Annotated in this window: 20 protein-coding genes; 11 read left to right on the top strand and 9 right to left on the bottom strand. The window is 61.4% G+C overall.

Features of this window, described 5'->3' with window-relative positions; genetic code table 11:
* Window positions 1-163: 163 nt before the first annotated feature.
* The 6 genes from pckA to C2E25_RS00760 all read right to left on the bottom strand — a co-directional run bounded on the left by pckA (window position 164) and on the right by C2E25_RS00760 (window position 6553).
* The gene (gene pckA / locus C2E25_RS00785; protein WP_103113911.1) at window positions 164-1753 is read right to left on the bottom strand and encodes a phosphoenolpyruvate carboxykinase (ATP); all 1590 of its coding nucleotides are present in this window, start codon (window positions 1751-1753) and stop codon (window positions 164-166) included.
* Window positions 1754-2051: 298 nt separating this feature from the next.
* Window positions 2052-2483, bottom strand: a complete 432-nt coding sequence (locus tag C2E25_RS00780; protein WP_103113910.1) for a c-type cytochrome — start codon at window positions 2481-2483, stop codon at window positions 2052-2054.
* A gap of 89 nt (window positions 2484-2572) precedes the next feature.
* Window positions 2573-3049, bottom strand: a complete 477-nt coding sequence (locus C2E25_RS00775) for a HyaD/HybD family hydrogenase maturation endopeptidase (RefSeq protein ID WP_103113909.1) — start codon at window positions 3047-3049, stop codon at window positions 2573-2575.
* Window positions 3049-3702 carry a Ni/Fe-hydrogenase, b-type cytochrome subunit gene (gene cybH, locus C2E25_RS00770; RefSeq protein ID WP_103113908.1) on the bottom strand — a complete coding sequence of 218 codons (654 nt, stop codon included), beginning with the start codon at window positions 3700-3702 and terminating at the stop codon, window positions 3049-3051. The genes C2E25_RS00775 and cybH overlap by 1 nt, the downstream gene beginning before the upstream one ends.
* 15 nt (window positions 3703-3717) lie before the next feature.
* Window positions 3718-5430, bottom strand: a complete 1713-nt coding sequence (locus C2E25_RS00765) for a nickel-dependent hydrogenase large subunit (RefSeq protein WP_103113907.1) — start codon at window positions 5428-5430, stop codon at window positions 3718-3720.
* Between the two features lie 4 nt (window positions 5431-5434).
* On the bottom strand, window positions 5435-6553 hold the full coding sequence (locus C2E25_RS00760; RefSeq protein ID WP_103113906.1) for a hydrogenase small subunit: 1119 nt from the start codon (window positions 6551-6553) through the stop codon (window positions 5435-5437).
* A 338-nt stretch (window positions 6554-6891) separates the two neighbouring features.
* Here C2E25_RS00760 and C2E25_RS00755 point away from each other — a divergent pair, with 338 nt between their 5' ends.
* The 8 genes from C2E25_RS00755 (at window position 6892) to C2E25_RS00720 (ending at window position 17082) form a co-directional block, all read left to right on the top strand.
* Window positions 6892-7788, top strand: coding sequence for a complex I NDUFA9 subunit family protein (locus C2E25_RS00755; protein WP_103113905.1), 897 nt, complete (start codon window positions 6892-6894; stop codon window positions 7786-7788).
* A gap of 86 nt (window positions 7789-7874) precedes the next feature.
* Window positions 7875-9332 carry a sensor histidine kinase gene (locus tag C2E25_RS00750; protein ID WP_103113904.1) on the top strand — a complete coding sequence of 486 codons (1458 nt, stop codon included), beginning with the start codon at window positions 7875-7877 and terminating at the stop codon, window positions 9330-9332.
* Window positions 9329-10690 carry a sigma-54-dependent transcriptional regulator gene (locus C2E25_RS00745; protein ID WP_199177338.1) on the top strand — a complete coding sequence of 454 codons (1362 nt, stop codon included), beginning with the start codon at window positions 9329-9331 and terminating at the stop codon, window positions 10688-10690. Before C2E25_RS00750 ends, C2E25_RS00745 begins: the two co-directional genes overlap by 4 nt.
* Window positions 10691-10831: 141 nt before the next feature.
* Window positions 10832-11242, top strand: a complete 411-nt coding sequence (locus tag C2E25_RS00740) for a response regulator (RefSeq protein WP_158247075.1) — start codon at window positions 10832-10834, stop codon at window positions 11240-11242.
* A 20-nt stretch (window positions 11243-11262) separates the two neighbouring features.
* A complete protein-coding gene (locus tag C2E25_RS00735; protein WP_103113902.1) occupies window positions 11263-12720 on the top strand; it encodes a DegQ family serine endoprotease in 1458 nt (485 codons plus the stop codon).
* A 677-nt stretch (window positions 12721-13397) separates the two neighbouring features.
* On the top strand, window positions 13398-15920 hold the full coding sequence (locus tag C2E25_RS00730) for a helicase C-terminal domain-containing protein (RefSeq protein ID WP_103113901.1): 2523 nt from the start codon (window positions 13398-13400) through the stop codon (window positions 15918-15920).
* Between the two features lie 141 nt (window positions 15921-16061).
* Window positions 16062-16505 carry a hypothetical protein gene (locus tag C2E25_RS00725; protein ID WP_103113900.1) on the top strand — a complete coding sequence of 148 codons (444 nt, stop codon included), beginning with the start codon at window positions 16062-16064 and terminating at the stop codon, window positions 16503-16505.
* Window positions 16506-16662: 157 nt separating this feature from the next.
* Complete coding sequence (locus tag C2E25_RS00720) at window positions 16663-17082, top strand: hypothetical protein (protein WP_103113899.1); 420 nt, start codon at window positions 16663-16665, stop codon at window positions 17080-17082.
* A 6-nt stretch (window positions 17083-17088) separates the two neighbouring features.
* Here the strand turns inward: C2E25_RS00720 and C2E25_RS00715 are convergent, their stop codons facing one another.
* From C2E25_RS00715 to C2E25_RS00705, 3 genes are read right to left on the bottom strand one after another with little or no spacing between them, the layout of a single operon-like run.
* Window positions 17089-17892 (bottom strand): hypothetical protein, encoded by an 804-nt coding sequence (locus tag C2E25_RS00715; RefSeq protein WP_146032871.1) that lies wholly within the window; start codon window positions 17890-17892, stop codon window positions 17089-17091.
* Between the two features lie 56 nt (window positions 17893-17948).
* On the bottom strand, window positions 17949-19670 hold the full coding sequence (locus C2E25_RS00710) for an ABC transporter ATP-binding protein (RefSeq protein WP_103113897.1): 1722 nt from the start codon (window positions 19668-19670) through the stop codon (window positions 17949-17951).
* Complete coding sequence (locus C2E25_RS00705; protein ID WP_103113896.1) at window positions 19667-20773, bottom strand: DUF1611 domain-containing protein; 1107 nt, start codon at window positions 20771-20773, stop codon at window positions 19667-19669. Before C2E25_RS00705 ends, C2E25_RS00710 begins: the two co-directional genes overlap by 4 nt.
* A 238-nt stretch (window positions 20774-21011) precedes the next feature.
* Here C2E25_RS00705 and C2E25_RS00700 point away from each other — a divergent pair, with 238 nt between their 5' ends.
* The 3 genes from C2E25_RS00700 (at window position 21012) to C2E25_RS00685 (ending at window position 23723) form a co-directional block, all read left to right on the top strand.
* Complete coding sequence (locus tag C2E25_RS00700) at window positions 21012-21302, top strand: Dabb family protein (protein WP_158247074.1); 291 nt, start codon at window positions 21012-21014, stop codon at window positions 21300-21302.
* The gene (locus C2E25_RS00695; protein WP_103113894.1) at window positions 21296-21910 is read left to right on the top strand and encodes a PolC-type DNA polymerase III; all 615 of its coding nucleotides are present in this window, start codon (window positions 21296-21298) and stop codon (window positions 21908-21910) included. Before C2E25_RS00700 ends, C2E25_RS00695 begins: the two co-directional genes overlap by 7 nt.
* 754 nt (window positions 21911-22664) lie before the next feature.
* Window positions 22665-23723: a hypothetical protein gene (locus tag C2E25_RS00685; RefSeq protein WP_103113892.1), complete on the top strand. Its 1059-nt coding sequence runs from the start codon at window positions 22665-22667 to the stop codon at window positions 23721-23723.
* Window positions 23724-23888 lie beyond the last annotated feature (165 nt).

Below are 23888 nucleotides of genomic sequence, written 5' to 3'. Positions count from 1 at the left end.
CAACAGCGAAGATCTTAAGGACGAACGGGTCAGACCGATACCTACAGTCTTGCATGAAAAATCATTCCAGGCAAAAAAGAACGGCCCGGTGCAATGCCCCGGGCCGCCGAAAGGAAGGAATGCGGTCTCATCCGGGACCGCCCCTGTTCAAAATCTGTTCACCTCAGTCGAGCTTCGGACCGTACTGGGTAAAATCGATATCACCCTCGATCAGGTATTTTTTGAAGTTGTCGATGAACATCCCGGCCAGCTTGTTTGCCGTGGCGTCGAAAGCCTCCTTGTCGGCCCAGGCGTTGCGCGGATTGAGCAGCCTGGTATCGACTCCCGGCAGAGCCTTGGGAATATTCAGCTTGAAGAACCGGGTCTGCTCAAACTCGGCATCATTGATCGAACCGTCAAGAATGGCGTTGATGCAGGCACGGGTGGCCTTGATGCTCATCCGCTCGCCAACCCCGTAGCCGCCGCCGGCCCAGCCGGTGTTGACCAGGTAGGCATTGACGCCGTGCTCTTCCATCTTCTTGCCGAGCAGTTTGCCGTAAACGGTCGGATGCAGCGGCAGGAAAGCCTCGCCGAAGCAGGCGGAGAAGGTCGCCTGGGGCTCGGTGACGCCGCGCTCGGTGCCCGCCACCTTGGCGGTGTAGCCGGAGAGGAAGTAATACATCGCCTGCTCTTTGGTCAGCTTGGAGACCGGGGGCAGCACCCCGAAAGCATCACAGGTGAGGAAGATGATGTTCTGCGGATGGCCGGCCTTGAGGCTCGGCTCATGATTGTCGATATGGTCGATCGGATAGGAGACGCGGGTGTTCTCGGTCTTCGAACCGTCGGCGTAATCGACCACCCCGTTGGCATTGGCAACGACATTCTCGAGCAGAGCGTTGCGCTTGATGGCACCATAGATCTCCGGCTCGTTCTCGGCCGAGAGGTTGATGCACTTGGCGTAGCAGCCGCCTTCGAAGTTGAAGACGCCATCGTTGTCCCAACCGTGTTCATCATCGCCGATCAGCTTGCGCTCCGGATCGGTCGAGAGGGTAGTCTTGCCGGTCCCGGAGAGACCGAAGAAGAGGGCGACGTCGCCTTTTTTGCCGACGTTGGCGCTGCAGTGCATGGAAAGGATCCCCTGCAACGGCAGCCAGTAGTTCATCATCGTGAACATGCCCTTCTTCATCTCCCCGCCGTACCAGGTGCCGCCGATGATGGCGATGTTCTTCTCGATGTTGAAGACGATGAAGACCTCGGAATTCAGGCCATGCTTCCGCCATTTCTCGTTGAGGTAGTTGCTGGCGTTGAAGATGGTGAAGTCGGGGGAGAATCCGGTCAGTTCGTCGGCACCGGGGCGGATGAACATGTTCTTGACGAAATGCGACTGCCAGGCGAACTCGGTAATGAAGCGGACATTCTTGCGGGTCGCCGGGTTCGAACCGCAGAAACCGTCGGTGACGTAGAGGTCCTTGCCGGCCAGGTAGTCGATCGTGTCTTCGTAGAGTTCATCGAAGATCTCGGCGGCGATCGGCTGGTTGATACTGCCCCAGGCGATATTGTCCGCGGAGGGGTCCTGCTGGACGAAATATTTATCCTTCGGCGAGCGACCGGTGAACTTGCCGGTGTCGACCATCATGGTGCCGTTGTCGGAAACAGCACCTTCCCTGTTGGCCTGCTCATGCTCGAAGAGTTCTTCGTAAGAGAGATTGTGGTAGAGCTTGCCGACGCTCTTGAGTCCAAGCTGCGCGGCGTCAAGTTCGCTTGCTGTCTGCATTGCTGCCCCCTATAGAGTTTGGTGTTGCGGCCGCCGTCGACCGCAGACTACGGTTGAAAAACTTGAAAAAGGAAAAGGCCCGACTCCGGTCAGGGCCGGATTTCGGGCTGCTGCTCGAAATCCTCTGGGAGATCAGGCCGGTCGCTGTCGCTGCGACTGGTTGCGGAAGGCGCTCTCAGCCAGCAAGGTTTAGAAGGATAATGGCAGTCACCTCGCCGGTCAACACCCAATATCCTCGAATATATGATTTACGGCACCGCACCTTAGCAAATTCAGCCAAAATAAAAAAGCAAAAGTTTCAGTAAAACCTGAATCCGTTTGCGGACGACGGACGACTGCGGGAAAGGAGATAAACCACCAGGTTCCAGATCTCGGTTTCGGAAAGATGCGGACCCCAGGTCGGCATCACCGACCCGCGGGAACGAAAAGGCTCGATTGTCTTGCCGTGTTCAATGCGCCAGTAGAGGTAGGCCGGGTCGACCGCCAGATAACGGGGCTCGGAAAAATCTGGCGCCGGCGGATCGAAGAAATCAGCCCGCTCCGAACGCCCCTCCGAGGGATGCCCATGGCAGGAAGCGCATTTGCGTCGAAACATCCGGGCGCCCGCATTGAGCGCCGCGTGAGAATCGAGCAGGCCGGCAGGCACGGCGCGCGGCGGGTAGTCCGGCGGAACCTCGCGGCAGGCGACCGGAAGTGTCAACAAGACAATATACAGCAGGCCTTTGATCATCCTCTCCCCCGACCGGGCAGGCGCCGGAACGAAGCGAGGGCTGCCTTCGGGGCAGCCCTCGTGATTGAATCCAGCAAACTTTTTCCTTCTCAAGCCGCTTCTGGTGCAGCTCCCCAGGCGGTCAGTTCATCGACCACCCCTTGCACCACCTTCTCCAGGGCCGGTTTGACGGGTTCGGTGAGACCGATGCGCATCTCAATCGATTCGGGCTGCACCCCCCAGACCACCAGTTCCGGCGGACAGTAACCCTGTAGTTCGGCCACCGCCAGCAGATCCTGTACGCCCATCTGGTGTACCGAGAGCTTGTTGGCAAAAGCGCGCGGCACCTCCTCCCCTTCGAGACGGAAGATCTCGCCGGGGGCAGCGTCCATATTGATGGCGTCGAGAATCAACAGTTTCTCCACCCCTTCGAGACGGGGAAGCAGATCGAGTCCCAAGGTGCCACCATCAAGCAGCGCAACCTGTTCAGGAAAACGAAAATCCTGCTGCAGCTTCCGAACCGCGAATACCCCGAAGCCGTCATCACTCATCAGGCTGTTGCCGAGCCCGAGAACCAGTATTTTCATCAAAGATCCTCGGGTTCAACAAACTTGTAGCCACCGAAAATCGAGCTGAGCGTCCCGTTCTTCTCCTTCACATCCATCAGCCAGGCGCTGTAGACGTGATGGATGGCAAAGCCGATCAGCAGCCACATCACCAGGTGGTGGGTCAGGCGCAGTCCCTGGTTGCCGAAGGCAGTCAGCACCGGGGCAAAAAAGCTGTACCAGCCGACCCCCGGGCTGAACTGGCCGTAGAGGGCGAAGCCGCTGACGATCTGCACCAGGTAGAGAATGAAGACCGCCGAGTAGGCCATCGCCGCCAGGGCGTTGTGACCGACCTCGTAGGGAGGCTTTTTTGCCATGAAAGCATAATACTTGAAGGTCCCGATGATCCGTTTCCAGCCGCTCGGCGTCAGCCAGGGGAAGAATTCCCGCCAGGACGCGTGGTGGTTGCCCACCAGGCTCCAGACCACCCGGGCCAGCACCGACAGCGCGAAAGCATAGGCGAAACCGTAATGGACAACCCGCATGGTCCCCATGACAAACTGGTTGGTGCTGTGAACGGTCACAAACGGGTTGCCGATATAGAACCCGGTCACCGAAAGGACCACGATACTGAGCGCATTGACCCAGTGGGTGATGCGAACCGGCCACTCCCAGACGTATCTTATCTGCAGCATGGCGTATCTCCTTACTTACAGTGCCTTGACCTTGATCAGCTCATTGCCCTTGCCATCCATGACATGCACCGCGCAGGCGAGACAGGGGTCGAAGGAATGGATGGTGCGCAGGATCTCCAGCGGCTTGTTCTCGTCCGCGATCGGCGTCCCCACCAGAGCGGACTCATAGGGGCCCATCTGCCCGGCGGCATCACGCGGACCGGCGTTCCAGGTCGAGGGCACGACCGCTTGAAAATTGGCGATCTGGCCGTTTTCGATGCGTATCCAGTGGCCGAGGGCGCCGCGCGGCGCCTCGTGGTAACCGAAGCCCTGCGCTTCCTTCGGCCAGGTCGACGGATCCCACTTTTCGGCATTGTGGGTCTCATAGATGCCGCGACCCATGTTGTTGACAAGGTCAGCGACCCACTTCTCGTTCATGCGCGCCATCATCAGACAGTCGACGCCGCGCGCCGCGGTCCGGCCGAGGGTCGAGAACAGCGCCTCGGGTCCGACCCCGAGCTGACCGAGAACATAATTGACGATCGTCTGCGCGTCCTTGTTGCCGGAGGCGTAGGCGACCAGCACCCGCGCCAGCGGACCGACCTCCATCGGCTGATCGTTGTAGCGCGGTGACTTGACCCAGGAATACTTGCCGTCGGTGTCAAGAAAATCATAGGGCGGCTTCGGCCCGGTGTAGTTGTGGCTGGTTTCCCCCTGGTAGGGATGCAGTCCCTTGTCATTGCCGCCGCTGTAGTCGTACCAGCTGTGGGTGACATACTCGGTGATCTTCTTTTCATCCATCGGCAGCACGTTGGCCAGGTCCCTGCCCATGATGACGCCGCGCGGGAAATAGAGGTTGTCGGTACCGCCGGCATTATCCATATGGAAATCGCCGTAGGCCAGGTAGTTGCCGACCCCGCCGCCGATGGCCGCCCAGTCCTTGTAGAAGGATGCCACCGCCAGCAGGTCGGGAATGTAGACCTGCTCGACGAACAGCCGGGCCTTCTTCAGCAGCTTCTGCATGTAGGCGATCTTGTCCGCATTGATGGCGTTCTGGCTGTCCGGGTCAACCGGAATCGCCATGCCGCCGACGAGGAAGGTCTGCGGATGCGGGTTCTTCGAACCGAGAATGGCGTGAACCTTGATCACTTCCTTCTGCCATTCGAGGGCTTCCAGGTAGTGAGCCACGGCCATCAGGTTGGCCTCGGGCGGCAGCCGGTAGGCGCTGTGTCCCCAGTAGGCGTTCTGAAAGGGGCCGAGGCGGCCGGTGCTGACAAAGGCGGCGATCCGCTCCTTGACGGCCTTGAAGTGTTTGACGCTGGAGTTCGGCCAGTCCGAAATCGACTGCGCCAGCTGGGCGGTCTTCTTTGGATCGGCCTTAAGGGCGCTGGTGATGTCGACCCAGTCGAGGGCGTGCAGGTGATAGAAATGGATGACGTGATCCTGCACGTTCTGGATGCCCATGATGATGTTGCGGATCAACCGGGCATTGTCGGGAATCTGGATCTTCAGCGCGTCCTCGACGGCGCGGATGCTGGCCATCGAATGAACGGTGGTGCAGACCCCGCAGAAACGTTGGGTGAAATGATGGGCGTCGCGCGGGTCGCGTCCTTTAAGAATGGTTTCAATCCCGCGGAAGGCGGTCGAAGAACTCCAGGCATTGGCGATCTTGCCGCCCTCCAGCTGCGCTTCAATGCGCAGGTGTCCCTCGATGCGGGTAATCGGATCAACTGCTATCTTCTTGGCCATCGTCTTATTCCTCCTCGATCACCTTATCTTGTTCCATATTGTCGCCACGCCGGAAACAGCTCGCCACGCCATGGGCGCCGAAGGCCACCGCGGTGGCCGCCGCCAGGCCGATGCCGATCTTGTCGGCGGTCATCTCGACATCGAAACCGGGAACGTTCGGCAGCCGCCGATAGAAGGGGCTCATGGTGTCCCAGAACTGCGGCTCGGAGCAACCGACGCAACCATGACCGGCCATGACCGGCCAACTGGTCCCTTCGTTGTAGCGGATGGTCGGGCAGTTATGGAAGGTCTCCGGTCCCTTGCAGCCGAGCTTGTAGAGGCAGTGCCCCTGACGGTGACCGGCGTCACCAAAGACCTCGGCGTACTGACCGGCGTCGAAATGGGCGCGGCGCTCGCAGTTGTCATGAATCCGCTTGCCGTAGGCGAACTTCGGCCGGCCGAGCCGATCGGTGGCCGGCAGTTTGCCGAAGGTGAGGAAATGAACGATGGTCGCGGTCAGGTTCTCGGCATTGACCGGACAACCGGGCAGGTTGATCACCGGCGCGCCGGGCACCAGGTCCATCACCGACACCGCGCCGGTCGGATTGGGCGCGGCCGCCGGGATGCCGCCGAAACTGGCGCAGGACCCGACACAAATGGTGGCCGCGGCGTTTCTGACCAGCTCGGTACAGCTGTCGACCGCGCTCCGGCCGCCGACGGTGCAGTAGACGCCGCCGTCCCCTTTGGGAATCGCGCCCTCGACGATCAGCACATACTTGCCCTTGTATTTCTCCATCGCCTGCTGTTTGGCCTCTTCGGCGAGATGACCGGCGGCGGCCATGATCACTTCGGAGTATTCCAGGGAAATCACGTCGAGGATGATATCCCCGGCGGCGGGCTGGTTGGCGCGCAGAAACGCCTCCGAGTCTCCCGAGCAACTCTGGTATTCAACCCAGATCACCGGCAGCCGATTATCCTCCATGGCCTGTGCGACCCTGGGCACAAAGGTCATCGGCAGGGCCATGGCTGCCGTGGTCGCCGTACAGAACTTGATGAAGTCACGCCGGCTGACCCCTCGCGCTTCCCACTTCCGCAGGGTTGCCTCCGGAATGGAAACCTCATTCGGAGTATGTTCGGTTTTCATGGCAACGTCCTCCTTTCGCTGTGAAAACAAAATCCGTCAGAACATTATTATATTCTTATTTTTCTCTAATGTCTGTGAAGTTGGCTGATATTATTTTTAATGAAAAGCGGTCGACAGGACGCACGACAGCCTGAATATAACAGTGTTAATATCGCCCGCTGACAAACCCTGTCAAGGAGTTTCTACCACGATCGTGTATACGTTATACTAAATATCGAAATCCGCTACCGTATACATTAGCGAGCAGCACACCGAGACCCTGCAGCTGGTAGAATGGAGAACATGATTGTAAGCTGTCCGCGACCAGAGTTCCTGGCCGCACGAAAGGAGAGGTGAGGATGAACGTTTTTGTAACCGGCGGCACCGGGTTTGTCGGACGCGAAGTTGTCGGGCAACTGCTGGCGGCTGGACACCGGGTGACCTGCCTGGCACGCAGCGGTTCGGACCGCAAGCTTGATCGGCACGAAAACCTGCGCTTTCACCTGGGTGATATCACCGACCCCGACAGCCTCGGCAACGGTCTGAACGGCTGTGAGGCGGTCATCCACCTGGTCGGCATCATCCGGGAGTTCCCCCGACGCGGGATCACTTTCACCCGCCTGCACACCGAGGCGACGGACAATATCATTGCCGCGACCCGGAAAGCGGGCATCCGGCGCTTCATTCACATGAGTGCCAACGGCGCCCGTGAGCAGGCCGAAACCGCCTACCATCGCACCAAATGGGCCGCCGAGCAGGCGCTGCGCGGCTCTGACCTCGACTGGACCATTTTCCGGCCCTCGCTGATTTACGGACCGGGAGACCAGTTCGTCAACATGCTGGCCGGGCTGATCCGCAAACTGCCGCTGGTGCCGGTGATCGGCAACGGCCGTTATCGCATGAGCCCGGTGGCGGTCGAAGATGTCGCCGCCGGCTTCGTGCGCGCCCTGCAGCAACCACAGAGCATCGGCCAGGTCTACCATTGCGGCGGGCCACAGATCCTGAGCTACGACGAAATCCTCGACCTGGTGGGCCGCGCCCTCGGCAGGGGGCGGGTGGTCAAGCTGCACCAGCCGCTGTCGCTGATGAAACCGGTGGTGGCGATGATGGACCGGGTCCCCGCCTTCCCTATCACCCGCGGCCAGCTGGCGATGCTGGTCGAAGGCAATGAAGTCGATCCGAGCGAATGGGCCAAGGCTTTTGAGATTGAGCCGAAAAATTTCTTTGCCACCATCAGCAGCTACCTGAAGGACTGATCCGGTAACCCGCCCGCGGCGCTGGACAATCCCGGCGCCGCCACGCATAATGACCTCCGGCCGATCCCGGCCGCGAGGATTCCGCCATGCGCCTGACCCTTAAAATAGCCGTCGCCCTGCTGCTGACCGTCGCCCTGTTGTTCGCCATCTACAGCTGGCAGACGGTCAAGCGGGAGCGGGTTCAAATCAAGGCCAACCTGAGCCGTGAAGCGCGCCAGGTCGGCATCGTTCTGCGCCAGATGACGGCGGAAATCTGGCAGACCCGGGGCGAACGGGGGGCCATGATCTTTCTCAAGCGCAACCGCCGGCTTGAAGGCGGTCAGCGAGTCCGCTGGGTCTGGCTGGAAGGGGAGACCAGCGATCGCTTCACCCCGCTCAAGGACCCCAAGCTGGAAGCGACCCGGCAGGGCGAAATCGTCACCCTGCTGGCCGAAACCGACGAAGGCAAGGACTACCTCTTCACCTACCTGCCGCTGATCACCCCCGGCGGTCGTCTCGGCGCCGTTGAAGTCAGCGAATCACTGGCCGAAATGCACGGCTACGTGCGCGAAAGCATGCGCCGATCGGCCTTTATGCTGGCCACGGCGGTGGCCTGCAGTCTGCTGCTGATCACCGTCATCGGCAGCATCTGGGTCGATCGACCGGTCAAGAAACTGGCCGCCCACGCCGAACGCATCGCCGACGGCGATTTTTCCGGGCCGGTGGAAAGCGACAGCAGGGATGAGTTCGGCCTGCTGGCCGGAGCCCTGGAGAAAATGCGCGGCCAGCTGGCCAGCGCCCGCACCGCCGACCAGGCCCGTCTCGACGCCCTGGAGAAACTGCGTCATACCGAACGACTGGCGACCCTCGGTCGACTCTCGGCCGGCATGGCACACGAACTCGGAACCCCGCTCAACGTCATCGCCGGGCGCGCCAAGCTGTTGAGCCGCGACGGTCTGACAGCCGAGGAGGTCCAGCGCAACGCCCGGATCATCGGCGACCAGACACAGCGCATGACCCTGATCATGCGTCAGCTGCTCGATTTTGCCCGCCGCAGCGAATTGCGCAAGCACCCACTGGAGTTGTCCGGGCTGGCGACCACGGTCATCAACCTGGTTCATCCGGCGGCGGAAAAACAGGGCGTCGAACTGCAGCTCGACATACGGCAGCCCGATATCCGGGCCGCGGCCGATGCCGGCCAACTGCAGCAGGTGCTGATCAACCTGAGCATGAACGGCATCCAGGCGATGCCGGAAGGCGGCGTTCTGGTGCTGCGCGTCGACCGCCCGCGGGAGGTTTCCCTCCCGGCGGAAGTCGACCACCCCGGTCCCTGGGTCAGTCTTGCGGTCAGGGACCAGGGGACCGGTATTGACGAGAAAAACCTGCAGCAGCTTTTCGATCCTTTCTTTACGACCAAGGAAATCGGCCAGGGAACCGGCCTCGGGCTCTCTATCGCCTGGGGAATCGCCCGTGACCACGGCGGCTGGATCGGTGTCGAAAGCACGCTCGGAAAGGGCAGCTGCTTCACTCTTTACCTTCCGGAATACCAGGAGCAAGCGGCATGAAGGACGAAGTGACCGGCACCCTGCTGATCATCGATGATGACCGTTCCATGCGGGAACTGCTGGAGGAGGACCTCGGCGCCCGCGGCCACCGGGTGATTCCGGCCGAAAACGCTGCCGCCGGTCGCCGGGCGCTGCAGGACACCGAGATTGACCTGGTCTTGACCGATCTCAACCTGCCCGGCATCGACGGCATCAGTTTCTGTCGCGAACTGCACGCCGCCCGTCCCGACCTGCCGGTGCTGATCATCACTGCCTTCGGTTCCCTGGAAACCGCTATCGAGGCGTTGCGCGCCGGGGCCTACGACTTCGTCACCAAGCCGGTCGACCTCGACCTGCTCGCCCACGCCCTGCGCCGGGCGCTCGAAAACCGCCGGCTGCAGCAACAGATCCGCCTGCTTGACGCCGAGGTGGCACGCAGCCGACCGAGCGGGGAACTGAGCGGGGAAAGCCGGCCGATGCGCACGGTCCGGGAACTCATCACCCGGGTCGCGGGAATTGACAGCTCGGTCCTGCTGACCGGGGAAAGCGGAACCGGCAAGGAACTGGCTGCCCGCGCCCTGCATCGGCTCAGTGGACGCGGCAGCGGCCCCTTTGTTGCCGTCAACTGCGCCGCCCTGCCGGAACAGCTGCTCGAAAGCGAGCTCTTCGGTCACCTGCAGGGTGCCTTTACCGACGCCCGCAACGACCGCCGCGGCCTCTTTCTCGAAGCCCACGGCGGCACCCTGCTGCTGGATGAAATCGGCGAGATGCCGCTGACCCTGCAACCGAAACTGCTGCGCGCTCTCGAAGAACGCCGGATCCGCCCGCTGGGCGGCAGCCGGGAGATCCCCATCGACGTCCGGCTGGTCACCGCCACCCACCAGGATCTCGAACGGGCGGTCAGGGAGGGACGTTTCCGCGAGGATCTCTTCTACCGACTGAATGTCATCAGTATCGAGATGCCGCCGCTGCGCAACCGCGGCAACGACATCCTGCTGCTGGCGGAAAGCTTTCTGCACGAATTTGCCGCCCGGCTGAACAAACCGGTTCAGGGACTCAGCGCTCCGGTCGCCGCTCAACTGCTCGGTTACGCCTGGCCCGGCAATGTCCGGGAACTGCGCAACGTCATGGAACGGGCGGTGGCCCTGACCCGCCACGACCACCTGACCCTGGAGGACCTCCCTCCCCAGATCACCCGGGCCGGGAAATCCGCCCAGGTCCCCGAACTCGACAGCGATGCCCCGCTGCTGACCCTGGCGGAAGTCGAGCGCCGTTACATTGAACGGGTGCTGGGAGAAGTTGCCGGCAATCGATCGGTGGCGGCCCGGATTCTCGGCATCGATCGCAAAACCCTCTACCGCAAGCTCCAGAACGACTGACCCCCGCCGAACCGGGGCATTTTGCCCCAAGGGGACATTCTGCCCCACACCATACGGCGCCAACCTCCTGTAATAACTGGCATCATCTTGGCACGAACTATGCTCACCCAGAGAGGCATGGATCAACCAAGGAGCCTCACAATGTCCCGCGATGACCGCCGCAACGCACCGCATGTCCTGCTCGCCGAAGATGATGCGGCGATGCGTGAACTGCTTTCCTTCTGCCTCTACCAGGCCGGCTACCGGGTCACCAGCTGCGCCGACGGCCTGAGCCTGCTGGAGTGCCTGGAGGGGAATCAGGGGACGACGAACAGCATCGACCTGCTGGTCACTGACATCCGCATGCCGGCACTGACCGGGCTGGAAGCCCTGGAAGCAAACGGCGACTCCCCCCGCAAACTGCCGACCATCTGCATGACCGCCTTCGGCGACAGCCGGACACACGCCGCGGCACGGCAGCTGGGAGCGGTTGAAGTTCTGGATAAACCTTTTGATATTGATCAGTTTCTCGATCGGGTAAGGAATCTCTGCCCGCTGTCGGGGAACGCCTGAACCACTGGGAGACGATCCTCATGCAACCACTCGCACGCACCTTACGCTCTTTTCTGTTCACCGGACTGGTTCTGTTGGCCCTGGTTCTCATCCTGCCGCCGGGCGGCGGCAACGCCCTGGCACAGCAGCAGGGGATTGAAAGCCTGAGGCAGACCGGCCGCGCCTTCCGCAATGTCGCCAAGAAGGTTTCTCCGGCCGTGGTCTTCATCAAAGTGGAAAAAGAAGCCGAGGTTTCCGCCCAGGAGCTGCCCTTCGGCGACGAATTCTTCCGTCGTTTTTTCGGTGCGCCCCCCAACATGCCGCACCAGAGACGTCAGGCGCCCCGCAAACACCGCGCGGTGGGCCAGGGGTCCGGTTTCATCATTTCGCCCGACGGGCTGATCATGACCAACAATCATGTTGTCGGAGATGCCGATGAAGTGGTCGTCCGCCTGCTTGACGGACGTGAATTCAAGGCTGAAACCATCGGCACCGACCCCGCCACAGATGTCGCCATCATCAAGATTGATGCCAGCGACCTGCCCTTCCTGCGCCTCGGCGATTCAGACAAACTGGAAGTCGGAGACTGGGTGCTGGCCGTCGGCAATCCCTTCGGTCTCTCCCACACCCTGACCGCCGGCATCGTCAGCGCCAAAGGACGCAGCGGCATGGGCCTCAATGACTACGAAAACTTCATCCAGACTGATGCCGCCATCAATCCCGGCAACAGCGGCGGTCCGCTGGTCGACCTCGACGGCCGGGTGGTCGGCATGAACACCGCCATCTTCAGCCGCAGCGGCGGTTACATGGGCATCGGCTTCGCCATTCCGATCAATATGGCCAAGCAGATCCGCGACCAGCTGGTCAAACACGGCAAGGTCACCCGTGGCCGCCTCGGTGTTTATATCCAGGACCTGACCCGGGAACTGGCTGACTCCTTCGGCCTCGACAAGAACAAGGGGATCCTGGTCGCCCAGGTGATCAAGGATTCCCCGGCCGAGAAAGCCGGTCTCAAGCGCGGCGACGTGATCACCGAGTTTGAAGGTCATCCGGTCGGCAAGGTGGCCGAATTCCGCAACAAGATCGCCCTCACCACCCCCGGGACCAGTCTCACCCTGACCATTGTGCGGGGCGGTGATGAGCAGAAGATCAAGGTCGTTATCGGCGAACTGGAAACCGACGCCAAAGGACGTCCGACGCCGGCCAGCACCATCAAGCGCTACGGCCTGCAACTGCAGCAGCTGACCGAACCGCTGGCCGAACAATTGGGCTACCAGGGCGAGCAGGGTGTGCTGGTAGCCGGAGTCGAAGACGGCTCGGCGGCTGAAGAGGCCGGCATCCAGAAAGGCGACCTGATCCAGGAAGTCAACCGCATTCCGGTCAATTCTCCGGCCGAAGTCAAAGCGGCCCTGAAGAAAACCCGCAAGGGCGGCGCGGCGCTGCTGCTGGTCCGACACGGCGAAGCCACCCGCTACCTGGCCCTGAAAGGGAAAGAATAAAAGTTACAGTCAGCGAGACGCCTCCTGAACCTCTCGTTGCTCATCGGGCGCCCCCAAAGGGCGCCCTTTTTTTATCAGGGGCGGTCTTTTTGCTCCAGCTCGGCGTTGCATCGCTCATCGCTTGTGCGACGTAGCTGCCGCTACGTCTCCGCGCTCTTCACGATGCGCCTTGATCTGAACCAAAAATCCTCGCCCTGCAACGGTGGAGAATCACGGCACGACCAAGCTTCGTTGCAAGTGGGGCGGTCTTTTTGCTCCAGCTCGGCGTTGCATCGCTCATCGCTTGTGCGACGTAGCTGCCGCTACGTCTCCGCGCTCTTCACGATGCGCCTTGATCTGAACCAAAAATCCTCGCCCTGCAACGGTGGAGAATCACGGCACGACCAAGCTTCGTTGCAAGTGGGGCGGTCTTTTGCTCCAGCTCGGCGTTGCATCGCTCATCGCTTGTGCGACGTAGCTGCCGCTACGTCTCCGCGCTCTTCACGATGCGCCTTGATCTGAACCAAAAATCCTCGCCCTGCAACATTCGCGACAAAACCTGACAACCCTTCCATCGGCAAAACGACGGTCTTTTTGCTCCAGCTCGGCGTTGCGGTTGACCCGGACTTTCAGACGTGGATATTTTGGCGCGACATCGACTATAATCGGGTCATCCTTCTCACCTTCCGGAGTTCCCTTTGTCCTCAGCCTATTCCGACCTGGTCCGTCAGCAGCTGCGTACCGCCATCAGCGAAGCCGACGGCAACGAAGTCTTCTTTCTCGGACACACCGATGAGCACGGCGAGCTGATTTCGGTCGAGGTGCTGGCACGGGGCAACCGGGAAGCCGTCCCGGCCATCCTGCAGACCTGCCGCCCGGGCGATCTGGTGCTGCACAACCATCCTTCCGGTCATCTGCAGCCCTCAGACGCCGACCTGGAGATCGCTTCGCGGCTCGGCGAGATGGGTGTCGGTTTTCAGATCATCGACAACCGTGCCGAACATTGCTACGTGGTGGTCGAGTCCTTCGCCCCCCGAAAGACGACACTGCTTGATGCCGCCGAAATCGGTCGGATGCTCGGCCCCGAAGGAGTCATCGCCCGCAACCTGCCCGGCTACGAAAACCGTCCGGAGCAGCTGCGCATGGCCTTTGCCGTCGCCGAGGCCCTCAACCGCGACCAACTGGCGGTGATCGAAGCCGGCACCGGCACCGGCAAGAGTCTTGCCTACCTGCTGCCCGTTCTGCTCTGGTCCCTGCGCAACGAGGAGCGGGTGGTGATCTCGACCAACACCATCAACCTGCAGGAGCAGCTAATCCGCAAGGATCTCCCCTTCCTGGCCCGCGCCGGTGGACTGCAGTTCCATGCGGTGCTGGTCAAGGGCCGCGCCAACTACCTCTGCCGCCGCAGACTGGAAGCGGCCCGCCGTGACCCCGGACTGTTCGACCAGGAACAGGCGGAGGAGCTGAACACCTTGGTCGAGTGGGCCGAGAACAGCTCGGAGGGATCAAAGGATGAGCTGCCGGTACCACCCCGTGACCAGCTCTGGGAAGAGGTCTGCTGTGAACCTGACCAGTGCGGACGGGCCCGCTGTCGGCATTTTCAACACTGTTTCCTGCACCGCGCCCGCCGCCAGGCGGCCCGGGCGGACCTGCTGGTGGTCAACCACGCCCTGCTCCTGTCCGACCTGGCGGTTCGGCAACAGACCGACAACTATTCCAGCGCCGCGGTGCTGCCCCCCTTTGCCCGGGTGGTCATCGACGAAGCTCACCATCTCGAAGATGTGGCGACCCGCTACTTCGCCACCAATGTCACGCGTTTTTCCTACGCCAGAGCCCTGAATCGTCTGCGCCATCCGCGCAAATTTGAAAAGGGACTGCTGCCGCGGCTGCAATCCCAGCTCGCCCGCAGTCTCCCTGACAGCGCCGATCAACTCTACCGCGGTCTGGCGGACTGCATCGAGGACCTGCTGGAGAACCGCCGGCAGCTCCTCGACCGGGCCATCGCCGACCTCGAACAGATCGGAATGCGACTGCAGCAGGGGCAAGAGAAGGGGACCGGGGCACTGGAGGTGAAACTGCGGATTGCCGCCGCCGCACGACAGGGCCCCTTCTGGAGCGAAACTGAACGGCAGGTGAGATCTCTGGCGGAAGCAACGGCGCGACTGGCCGGCGACCTGCGGCGCCTGCTCGAAAACTGCGACGAACTGCCGCCCCGGGCGATCAAGGAAACCGCCTCGACGCTGACCGACCTGGCCGGCATGGTCGGGCGGCTGGAAAAACTCGCCGCCGACCTGATTGCGTTCGCCGCAGCCGCTGACGACAACTGCACCTGGCTGGAGACGCGTCGGGGACGCATCGGCCGCGGCGAAGGACTGATCACCCGCCTGCAGACCGCACCGGTTGAAATCGCCCGGAGCCTGCAGAAGGCACTCTACGATCCCTTCAAGACGGTCATCATGACCAGCGCGACCCTGGCCGTCGGCGACAGTTTCGGCTACCTGCACCAGCGCATCGGCCTCAGCCTGGCCGAACCGGGGCGATTGCGTGATCTGCAACTGGCTTCGCCCTTCGACTACCCGCGGCAGGCACGGCTGCTGGTGCCGACCGACCTGCCGGATCCGAACGCGCGGGATTTCGCCGACCGTATCATGCCGCTCATCGAACAGGCGATACTGGCCGCCGACGGTCGGACCTTCGTCCTCTTTACCGCCTACAGCCTGCTGCGGCGGGTTCACGCCGAACTGGCCCCGGGGCTTGAAGCCCGCGGCTACCGCTGCCTGCGTCAGGGCGAGATCAACCGTCACCTGCTGCTCAAACAGTTTCGCGAAGACGCTGCCAGCGTCTTGTTCGCCACCGACTCCTTCTGGGAAGGGGTCGATGTCCCCGGTCGCGCCCTGGAACAGGTCATTATCGTTCGGCTGCCGTTCAAGGTGCCGACCGAACCGGTTCTCGAAGCCCGCGCCGAGGCGATCAGCCGCGCCGGAGGCGATCCCTTCATGGACTACACCGTGCCGCAGGCGGTCCTGAAGTTCAAGCAGGGCTTCGGTCGCCTGATTCGCCATCGCGAAGACCGTGGCGTGGTACTGATTCTCGATACCCGGGTGCGACGCCGCGGCTACGGACGCATCTTCCTGCGCTCGCTCCCCGAGGTTCCGGTGGTCTCACTGCCGTGCGACAAGATTCCACATCAGATCGGCCTTTTCCTGCGCTCGGGAGACTGATTTCCACGCCCGGGTGCCGGTTTCCCGAGCCATGACCAGCCGACTGCCATCCGGTTGAACCTTTGTGGCGAATTCATGCCCCGCAACGGACAAAACCGAAACGGATGCTATACTTCCCTGCAAGAGGAAAGGGTCCAGATCATGTTCCGACTTCACCCCCTGCTGTTTGCCCTGTTGCTGTTGCTCGTCACCGCCTGCACCCCCTCCGCCACACACAACAAAACCGGACATTCCCGGCCGCAGTATCCGTTGCCGGCCGGTATTTTGAACAGCGATCAGCTGCGGGAACTCTTTTCCAACCGTACGGTCGATTCCATCACCATCGCCCGCAGCCGGTCCACCGTCAGCTACTACAACCCCAACGGTGAACTGCGCCAGCGCCGCAACGGGAAGTTGCGGGTCGGCCACTGGCGCATCACCAAAAAAGGGCGCATCTGTCTGCAGATCAAGGGCAAAAAGGAAAAATGCCGGGCGGTCGCCAAGCAGAACGGTCATTACGTGAAGTTCATCATCAAGCAAAATGGCCGACACCAGCCGGTGGTCCGCTACATCGCCTTCCGCGACGGCAACCTGCTCGGCCTCTAACAAGCTGATAAAAAACATCCATCTGCTGCGTTGTCCTTTCCCCCGCGTCAACGACGTACCTTCCGGTACGCCTTATTCCGCCAGGCTGCGGACGCCTTGCATCCGGATATTTTTGATCAGCCTCGAAAAGGTGGCTGACACTCTGAGGAGATACCCCATGCGCCGAACAATCCTCACTCTGCTGTTGCTGTCGATCCTGCTGGTCGCTCCCGCTTTCGGCAAGCACAAAAACCGTCCGCATCTGCCGGTCGGGACCCTCAACGGTGAGCAGATCCGACTCCTGTTCGCCGACAAAACCGTCGAATCCATAACCGCCGTCAAACACCGCGTCAGCCTCACCTATTACGCCCCCAACGGCGATGTCCGCCAGCTGCGCAAGGGCATCAAAAGGTTCGGACACTGGCGGGTCACCAAGAATGGCCGGATGTGTCTGCAGATGGAAGGGCTGCGGGAGAAGTGCCGTATCATCGTCAAAGAAAACGGCACCTACAAAAAATACATCGTCAAAAAGAACGGTCGGCACCAGCATACGGTGACCTACCGCTCCTTCAAACCGGGAAATCCACTCGGACTGTAACCCGATTCAGACAACGCCGAAAAGGTGCGTAAAGACCCGTTCGGTGAAGGCCGGATGGGCATGGTAGCTCTCGTAAGCGTGGCTGGCATTGGGAATGATCTCGCAGCGAAACTGTGCCGGAACCTGGTAGGCGCGGGCCAGGGCATTCATCGCATGAACCCAGCGACGGCCCCGCTCCACCCGGTTGAGACCCTGCACGGCGTCGATACGCCGGGACTTGTTGAGATCCTCATCACGAATATCATCCTCCTCCCCGACCAGAACCACGGTCGGAATACTGAGAAAGCGGACCGGGTTGAACCGCAGGCGGGGCCACTCCTTCGAGGAGCGCAGGCCAAGGGGATAGCGTTGGCTGGGATCAGGGAACGTGTACCAGCCCGGAGCGCCGACCACCATTCGCTCAACCCGGCGAGGATAGAACAGGGCGTAACGATGCAGAAACTGACCGCCGCCGGAAAACCCGAAGCCACGAAGCGGAAGGGGATCACAGCCGATCAGTTCAGCGGCATCATGCATGATGCGATCGAAGGCGGAATCCGCCCGCCCCTCGTGGACTGAATTGCCGAGTCGCTGGTAACGAGGGAAATCATCCTCGGGAAAAAGGGGAGCAACGATTGCCGCGCCATAGCGTTCCGCCTGGACGGCAAACCCCTCGGCATGTTCCCTGGCATTGCGGGATATGCCATGGATGGTCACGAAAACCCGTTGTTCTTTGATCCCGGATTCTGGCAGATAGAGATAATAATCGAGCGGCAGGGTGGCAGCCACCGTGCGCCGCATAACCTTCCCGGTTTCCAATCCCTTTGACATCTTCAAGTCCCTCTGTCCTGCGAACGCGAACGCCCCGATTGTCCCTTCGAATGGCCTCACTGGTTCTGGTTCAGACTGATCAGCGAACTACTGCTGCCGCGGTCCTGTTTTTCAACCCGCACCAGGCGCCCCTGCTGCAGATACCAGCGCTGATCGGCGCGGGCCAGGCGGGCCGGGTTGCGGGTCACCATCATGACCGTCCCGGCGAAATCCTCCAGCACCCGGTCCAGCACCGCAGCGGCGTCCGGATCAAGGCTGGCGTCAATTTCGTCGACGATCAGAATCCCCGGCCGACCGAGCAGGGCCCGGGCAATGGCAAGTCGATGGCGTTGACCGAGAGAAAGGTTGTGGCCGCCTTCCTGCACCCGGTAATTCCCCCCCCCCGGCAACGACTGCAGCAGTTCATCCAGTCCGCACAACTTTGAAACCCGCGCGACCTCCTCGGCAGGAGCATCCGGGCAGCGATAACGAAGATTGTAACGAACCGAACCGCGCATCAGCGGCAGGTCGGGACTGATCAGGCCGAAGACCTGTCGTACCGAAGAAAGCAGGCAGTTGGCGATATCCTGACCGTCAATCAACACCGTACCGCTGTCCGGGTCGATCAGCCGCGCGACGACATGCAGCAGCGTCGACTTGCCGGCGCCATTGTCGCCGACCAGCGCCACCCGCGAACCACCCTCAGCGACCGCGCTGATGCCGCGCAGCTGGTCACCGAGGACCAGGTCGCGCAGCTCGATGCGCCCGGCCTCAAGACGCAGCGGCGGCAACCGCGAGGAGCGCCCCCTCAGGGTACGGGTCCGCATGAAACTGAGAATCTTCTCCGTCGACACCCGGGCGCTCTGATGATACTCGTTGACCCGCCCCAGATCGCGGAAGGCCGAAGAGAGAAAACCGACCACCGTCATCGCCGCAACGACATTGCCCGACGTGGTCATGCCGCGAAAAACCTGATAGGCGCCGAGGGAAAGGACCAGCCCCATGCAGGCCGCGGTCGCACCTTCGGTCACCACCCGCATCCGTCCCGACGCCCGTGCCCGGTCAATCATCGCCTCACGGAGCCGCAGGCTGTGGCGACCGAATCGCCGTCGTTCCCGCGCCCCCTGATCGAACGCCTGAATAACGGCAAATGAGCGGATCTTCTCGTTGATATTGCCCGCCAGTCGCCCCCGCCGTCGGCGCGCTTCGGAGATAACTCCGTGCAGACGTGGGCCGAGACGGATGTTCCAGAGCAGCCCCAGGGCCAGCAGCAGCAATGAAACCCCCGCCAGAGACGGATCAAGCCAGGAGAGGAAACCGAGGGCGATAACAGTGACCACCGCAGAGACGACGATGCGCGCCAGCCCGAGGCTGACCCAGCGGCGCAGGGAATTGAGGTCGCCGACGAAACGCAGCATCGCGGCACCGGTGGTGCGGCGGCTCATGGCCCGGGGGGCGAAACGACGCATGCGGTCAAAAAGCAGCAGCCGTACCCGATGAACATAATCCTGCCCCAGCTTTTCGGCATCGACTCTTTCCAGCCAGCGCAGCCAGGCCGCGAACCCGGTGCAGACCAGCAACCCCACGGCCAGCCAGACGATCTGCCAGACATCGGTCAATTCGTAAAGATTAACCTCGGGATCATCATAAGCCGGATTGAGCAGCACGTTGAAGGCATGCCGAACCAGCAGCATGGAACCGATAATCGCCAGTGCCTGCAGAATGCCGTTGATCACCAGGCGGATAAAGAGCAGCCGCCGGTGACGGGCGAAAATCGGTGGCAGTTCGGGGGCATTCACGAACCACCCGCTGCCGCCTGCTGAGCAGCCGCGGCGGGGTCCTGAGCCAGAATCCGCCGCCGACTGCGCAGGCAATTGTAAATCAACGCCGCAACATTGGAATGCTGCAGCGCGCTGGTGTGAAACACCGGCAGACCGGTTGCCGCCTCGGCTTCACGGGTCGCCAGTGGTGAAGACGTCAGCACCCCGGTCACCCCGATGACCGGCAGTTGACGGGCCGCCAGCCAGGCGACCCCGGCCTGGGCGCCGAGAGCGTCGTTGGCGGCGAACATCACCCCGTCAAGACGACCGGCGAACTCCGCCATACCGAACACCTGTGCTGTCTCCTGCTGCAGAATACCGTCGGCGATTTCAAGAACGATGACCTCGGGCCGCGTCGCCGTCAACCGACCACAAAGGGTCAGCACGACATCACAAAGCGCGTCCCGACTGATCCGGTAGGTCGAGACATAGCCGGCATCAACGAAATCGTAAACCGGATCCGCTCCGGCATCGACCAGCAGTCGATAGTCGGCGCCCGCCCCGGTGCCGGTCAGTTTGGCGGCGGCCACTTTCAGTCTGCGCCGCACCAACCCCTTGACCAGATTGGCACAGGCGGTGGTCTTGCCGGCGTTCATCGAAGTTCCGGCCACCGCCAGCATCAACGGTTCAGAATCGATGGCAACCGTCTGCGGCAAACGATAGGAACGTAAGTTGAGTCGGTTCCCCTCAGCATCGGCCAGCAGGCCCAGTGTGGTAATCCGGGTCGCCTGCTTCATCCGGTCATGACTGTTGAGCAACCGCGCTGCGACACCACCGGCAGCTACCAGCCGACAGGGCCCGAGATGCTCGGGGACCACACCCTCGAACTGATCGGGAGCATACCGATTGCCGAACGCAACGACAATATGGTCACCTTCAAAAAGATCGGCCCGACGACTGGTCGTCAGTTCCAGGCGGCGATGCTGGCCGATTTCATCAACCCGCGCCAGGGTCAGATCTCCAGCGGCCGGGTGCACATCACCAGACAACAACAACCCGACGTGACTGCGATCGACATTGCGGGTCGTGTAGGCCCATTTGAGTCGGAACAGGTTGTCCCGGTTGATTTTCTGCATCTGCATGACATTATCCTTCATCGAGCAAAAACCTTCTCCAGGCATCTGCAACCACCGACCGCAGGCAAACAGGACGGCTTGGGAGAATACAGATTTCAGGATCTTACGACTCTATCCGACCGACAGCGGGATGCAACCCCCGGCCGGCGATTTGTGCGATCAAACCATGCCGGACTGAAGTAGACAACAACAATGACCTTCGACTATGCTACGGGTTGACCTGAATCAACAAGGAGTTCTCCCCATGCTCAAGCACCTGGTTTTTTTCAAATTCAAGGAAACCACCGGCCCGGCCGACATCGAACGCCTGACCGAAGGCCTCGGCAAGCTGCCGGCCAGGATCGAATTGATCCGCGAGTTTGTCTTCGGCCGTGACATCATCCACTCCGACCGTTCCTACGATTTCGCCCTGGTTTCGATGTTCGACGATCTGGAAGCGATGCAGGCCTACCAGGTGCACCCCGACCACCAGCGGGTGGTGGCGCACGTCAAGGAAATCTGCTCCTCGGTGATCGCCGTCGATTTCGAATGCTGAAGCAGCCCGGGCTCTTCGATCCCCCGGAACCCTCCCTGCTCGACCAGCCTCTGGCACTGCTTGATCTGGAAACAACCGGCACCGGACCGACCCGCGACCGAATCATCGAAATCGGCCTGGTTCTCTGCAACCGGGGACGGCAGGAGCAACAGTGGTCGTCCCTGGTCAATCCGCAAACCCCGGTCTCGGACTTTATCGCCGACTATACCGGCATCAGCAACGCCATGCTGGAAACGGCGCCACTCTTCGCGGACATCGCGCCGGAACTTGCCCGGCTGCTCGAAGGCCGGCTGCTGGTGGCGCACAACGCCCGTTTCGATTACGGCTTCCTGCAGCAGGAGTTCGATCGCTGCGGACAGCGTTTCCAGGCGCCGGTCCTCTGCACCGTGCGTCTTTCCCGCAAGCTTTTCCCCAAAGAAAGGCGCCACAGCCTCGATGCGGTCATAGCCCGTCACGACCTGAACTGCTCGGCGCGTCACAGGGCTCTCGGCGACGCCCTGGTTCTTGCTGAATTCCTGACCCATCTGCGGCGGATCGTCAACACCGTCGACCTCAACCGCGCCATCGAGACCCAGCCCGGTGCGGACTCTTCATCTTCCGCCCACTGAAAGAAAGGCATCCGTACAGTTTTCTTTTCAGCCGAAGGACGAAAAATCTTAAAGACCACGCCACCGGCAACCGAAGAGTATCTTACAGCCGTATCGTCTCCCTGAGGACCCGTCCGATATGCAGCTTGCTTCCGCCACAAACGCCTACACAGTCACCATTTCAAACCGGTCGCCGCAAGGTGTCGGGACTCCCGAGAAGACTCTTGTCCAACCTTCCTCCATCGATAGAAAAAACTCCGGACCGGACCGGGTTTCCATCAGCCGGGAAGCCAGGGAACTGGCCGCTCGACAATCGCCGGGAAAACCGATGCCGGAAGCCGAAATGAGCGCATCCGCGCATCAACCATCCCTTTCCCCGCCACCGACCGCTCATACCGCCATCACATCTCCTGCCCCCATGCCGAAAGCAACCGGACCGCAGCTCAGCAACAACCGGAAACCCGTCGAAACCGATCAAAAACCGCGGCCCCGGCTCAATATCCGGATCTGACCGGAGCGGCCCCTGCCTTACGGACATCCGGGCAATCTATGTTAACCTGAATCAGAGAGTCCCTTGTCGGCGGACAGCACAAAGTCATTGACCTGCCTGAACTTCCCAAAAATCACCAGCGAACCTATGGGTACGCTTCAGATTTTTGGAAATCCCGTTCAGGCCAAGCACTTGCACTCTCCATCCAACAGGAACCTACTGTTCAGGTGTTAAGATAAACTTACTGTTACCTATGATTTGATAGCTGTCCGAGGAGGAGCAGGCATGGTCCGCCCCCCCATCATCGCTCTGCTGCTGGTTATCGGTCTGTCACAACCGTTGCACGCGGCGAGAGAACTCGAACCGAACAACAGTCCCGAGCAGGCGACCCTGGTTGATCCCGCACAGCCGATCACCGGAACCGTCGAAGATCAGATCGATTACTACAAGATTGTCCTGACCGCGACCGGCACTGTCCTGGTGCGGCTTGACAACTACCCACGCGGTGCCGACATCACCCTCGGCATCAACGGTTTCCAGGAGAACGACAGCACTCCGCTGATCAAGAAACGGGGTGGCGGCGGTTCACGCCTGCAACTGCGCTTCAACGCCCGCGAACGGGTCGGTCTGATCTGGGTGAGATTCACGTTCGCCGACAGCGTCTGCCGGGAACAATGGTGTGCCGCCAGGCTGGCGGACAACGGTCCCTGGTACACGACCAGACCTTCCCCCCTGGCACCGGCCGAATGGCAGGGAGCACCGGTTCACGACGCGGCCACCTACCGGTTGCGAATCTTTCCGCCGGGACCATTTAAAAACGAAGACGCCGCGGCCCGCAAAACAACCGATATTCCCGGTTATCGTCATTTCTACGATGCCGCCGGCGGCCTCACTTTCGAGTACCCGCCCGACTGGCGTGTCTCGTCCGAACCGCGGCGCCGCCACTGGAGCCTGAGCGCCGTCGACCCGTCAACCGGGGGAATGCGCATTGATCTCGAACTGCGGCGCCGCAGCGACTTCCCGGGCAGTTCCGCCGAGCGTCAACGCAACCTGGCGGAACGAGATCTGACCGCCCGCGGCGCCGAGATACGCAAACGGGGGACCGTCTCTGCCGCCGGGCATCCGGCACCCTACCTGGTTGCCGTACTCCGACCCTCCGATAACTCCGGCGGGGAAACGGCACATATGCAGGTCATTGTTCCCTTCGCCGATGATTATTGCTGGGTCAGCTATTCCGGCCCTGCCGCCGCCTATGGTGAGCAGATCGGGGTCTTTGAAAACCTGCTGAAAACCCTGCGCCTGCAATCACCGCAAAGAGAGGTCAACGAACCGCCAAAGAAATAATGTCGACCTTTTTCGTACCCCTGTTTGCCGGGGAAGGGCTCACTGTGGTAATTTGTATCGAGAAAAATTTCAGCCCGCGGTTCCGCACAACCCTTTCCCACCGGATGATACCCCGGCGGACCGGCCCCGGGAATCACCGTCTCAACCCTTGAACGACCACCTGCC

The organism is Geothermobacter hydrogeniphilus, from assembly GCF_002898515.1.
Lineage (GTDB): Bacteria > Desulfobacterota > Desulfuromonadia > Desulfuromonadales > Geothermobacteraceae > Geothermobacter_A.
This window is presented reverse-complemented; position numbering and strand designations above follow the sequence as displayed.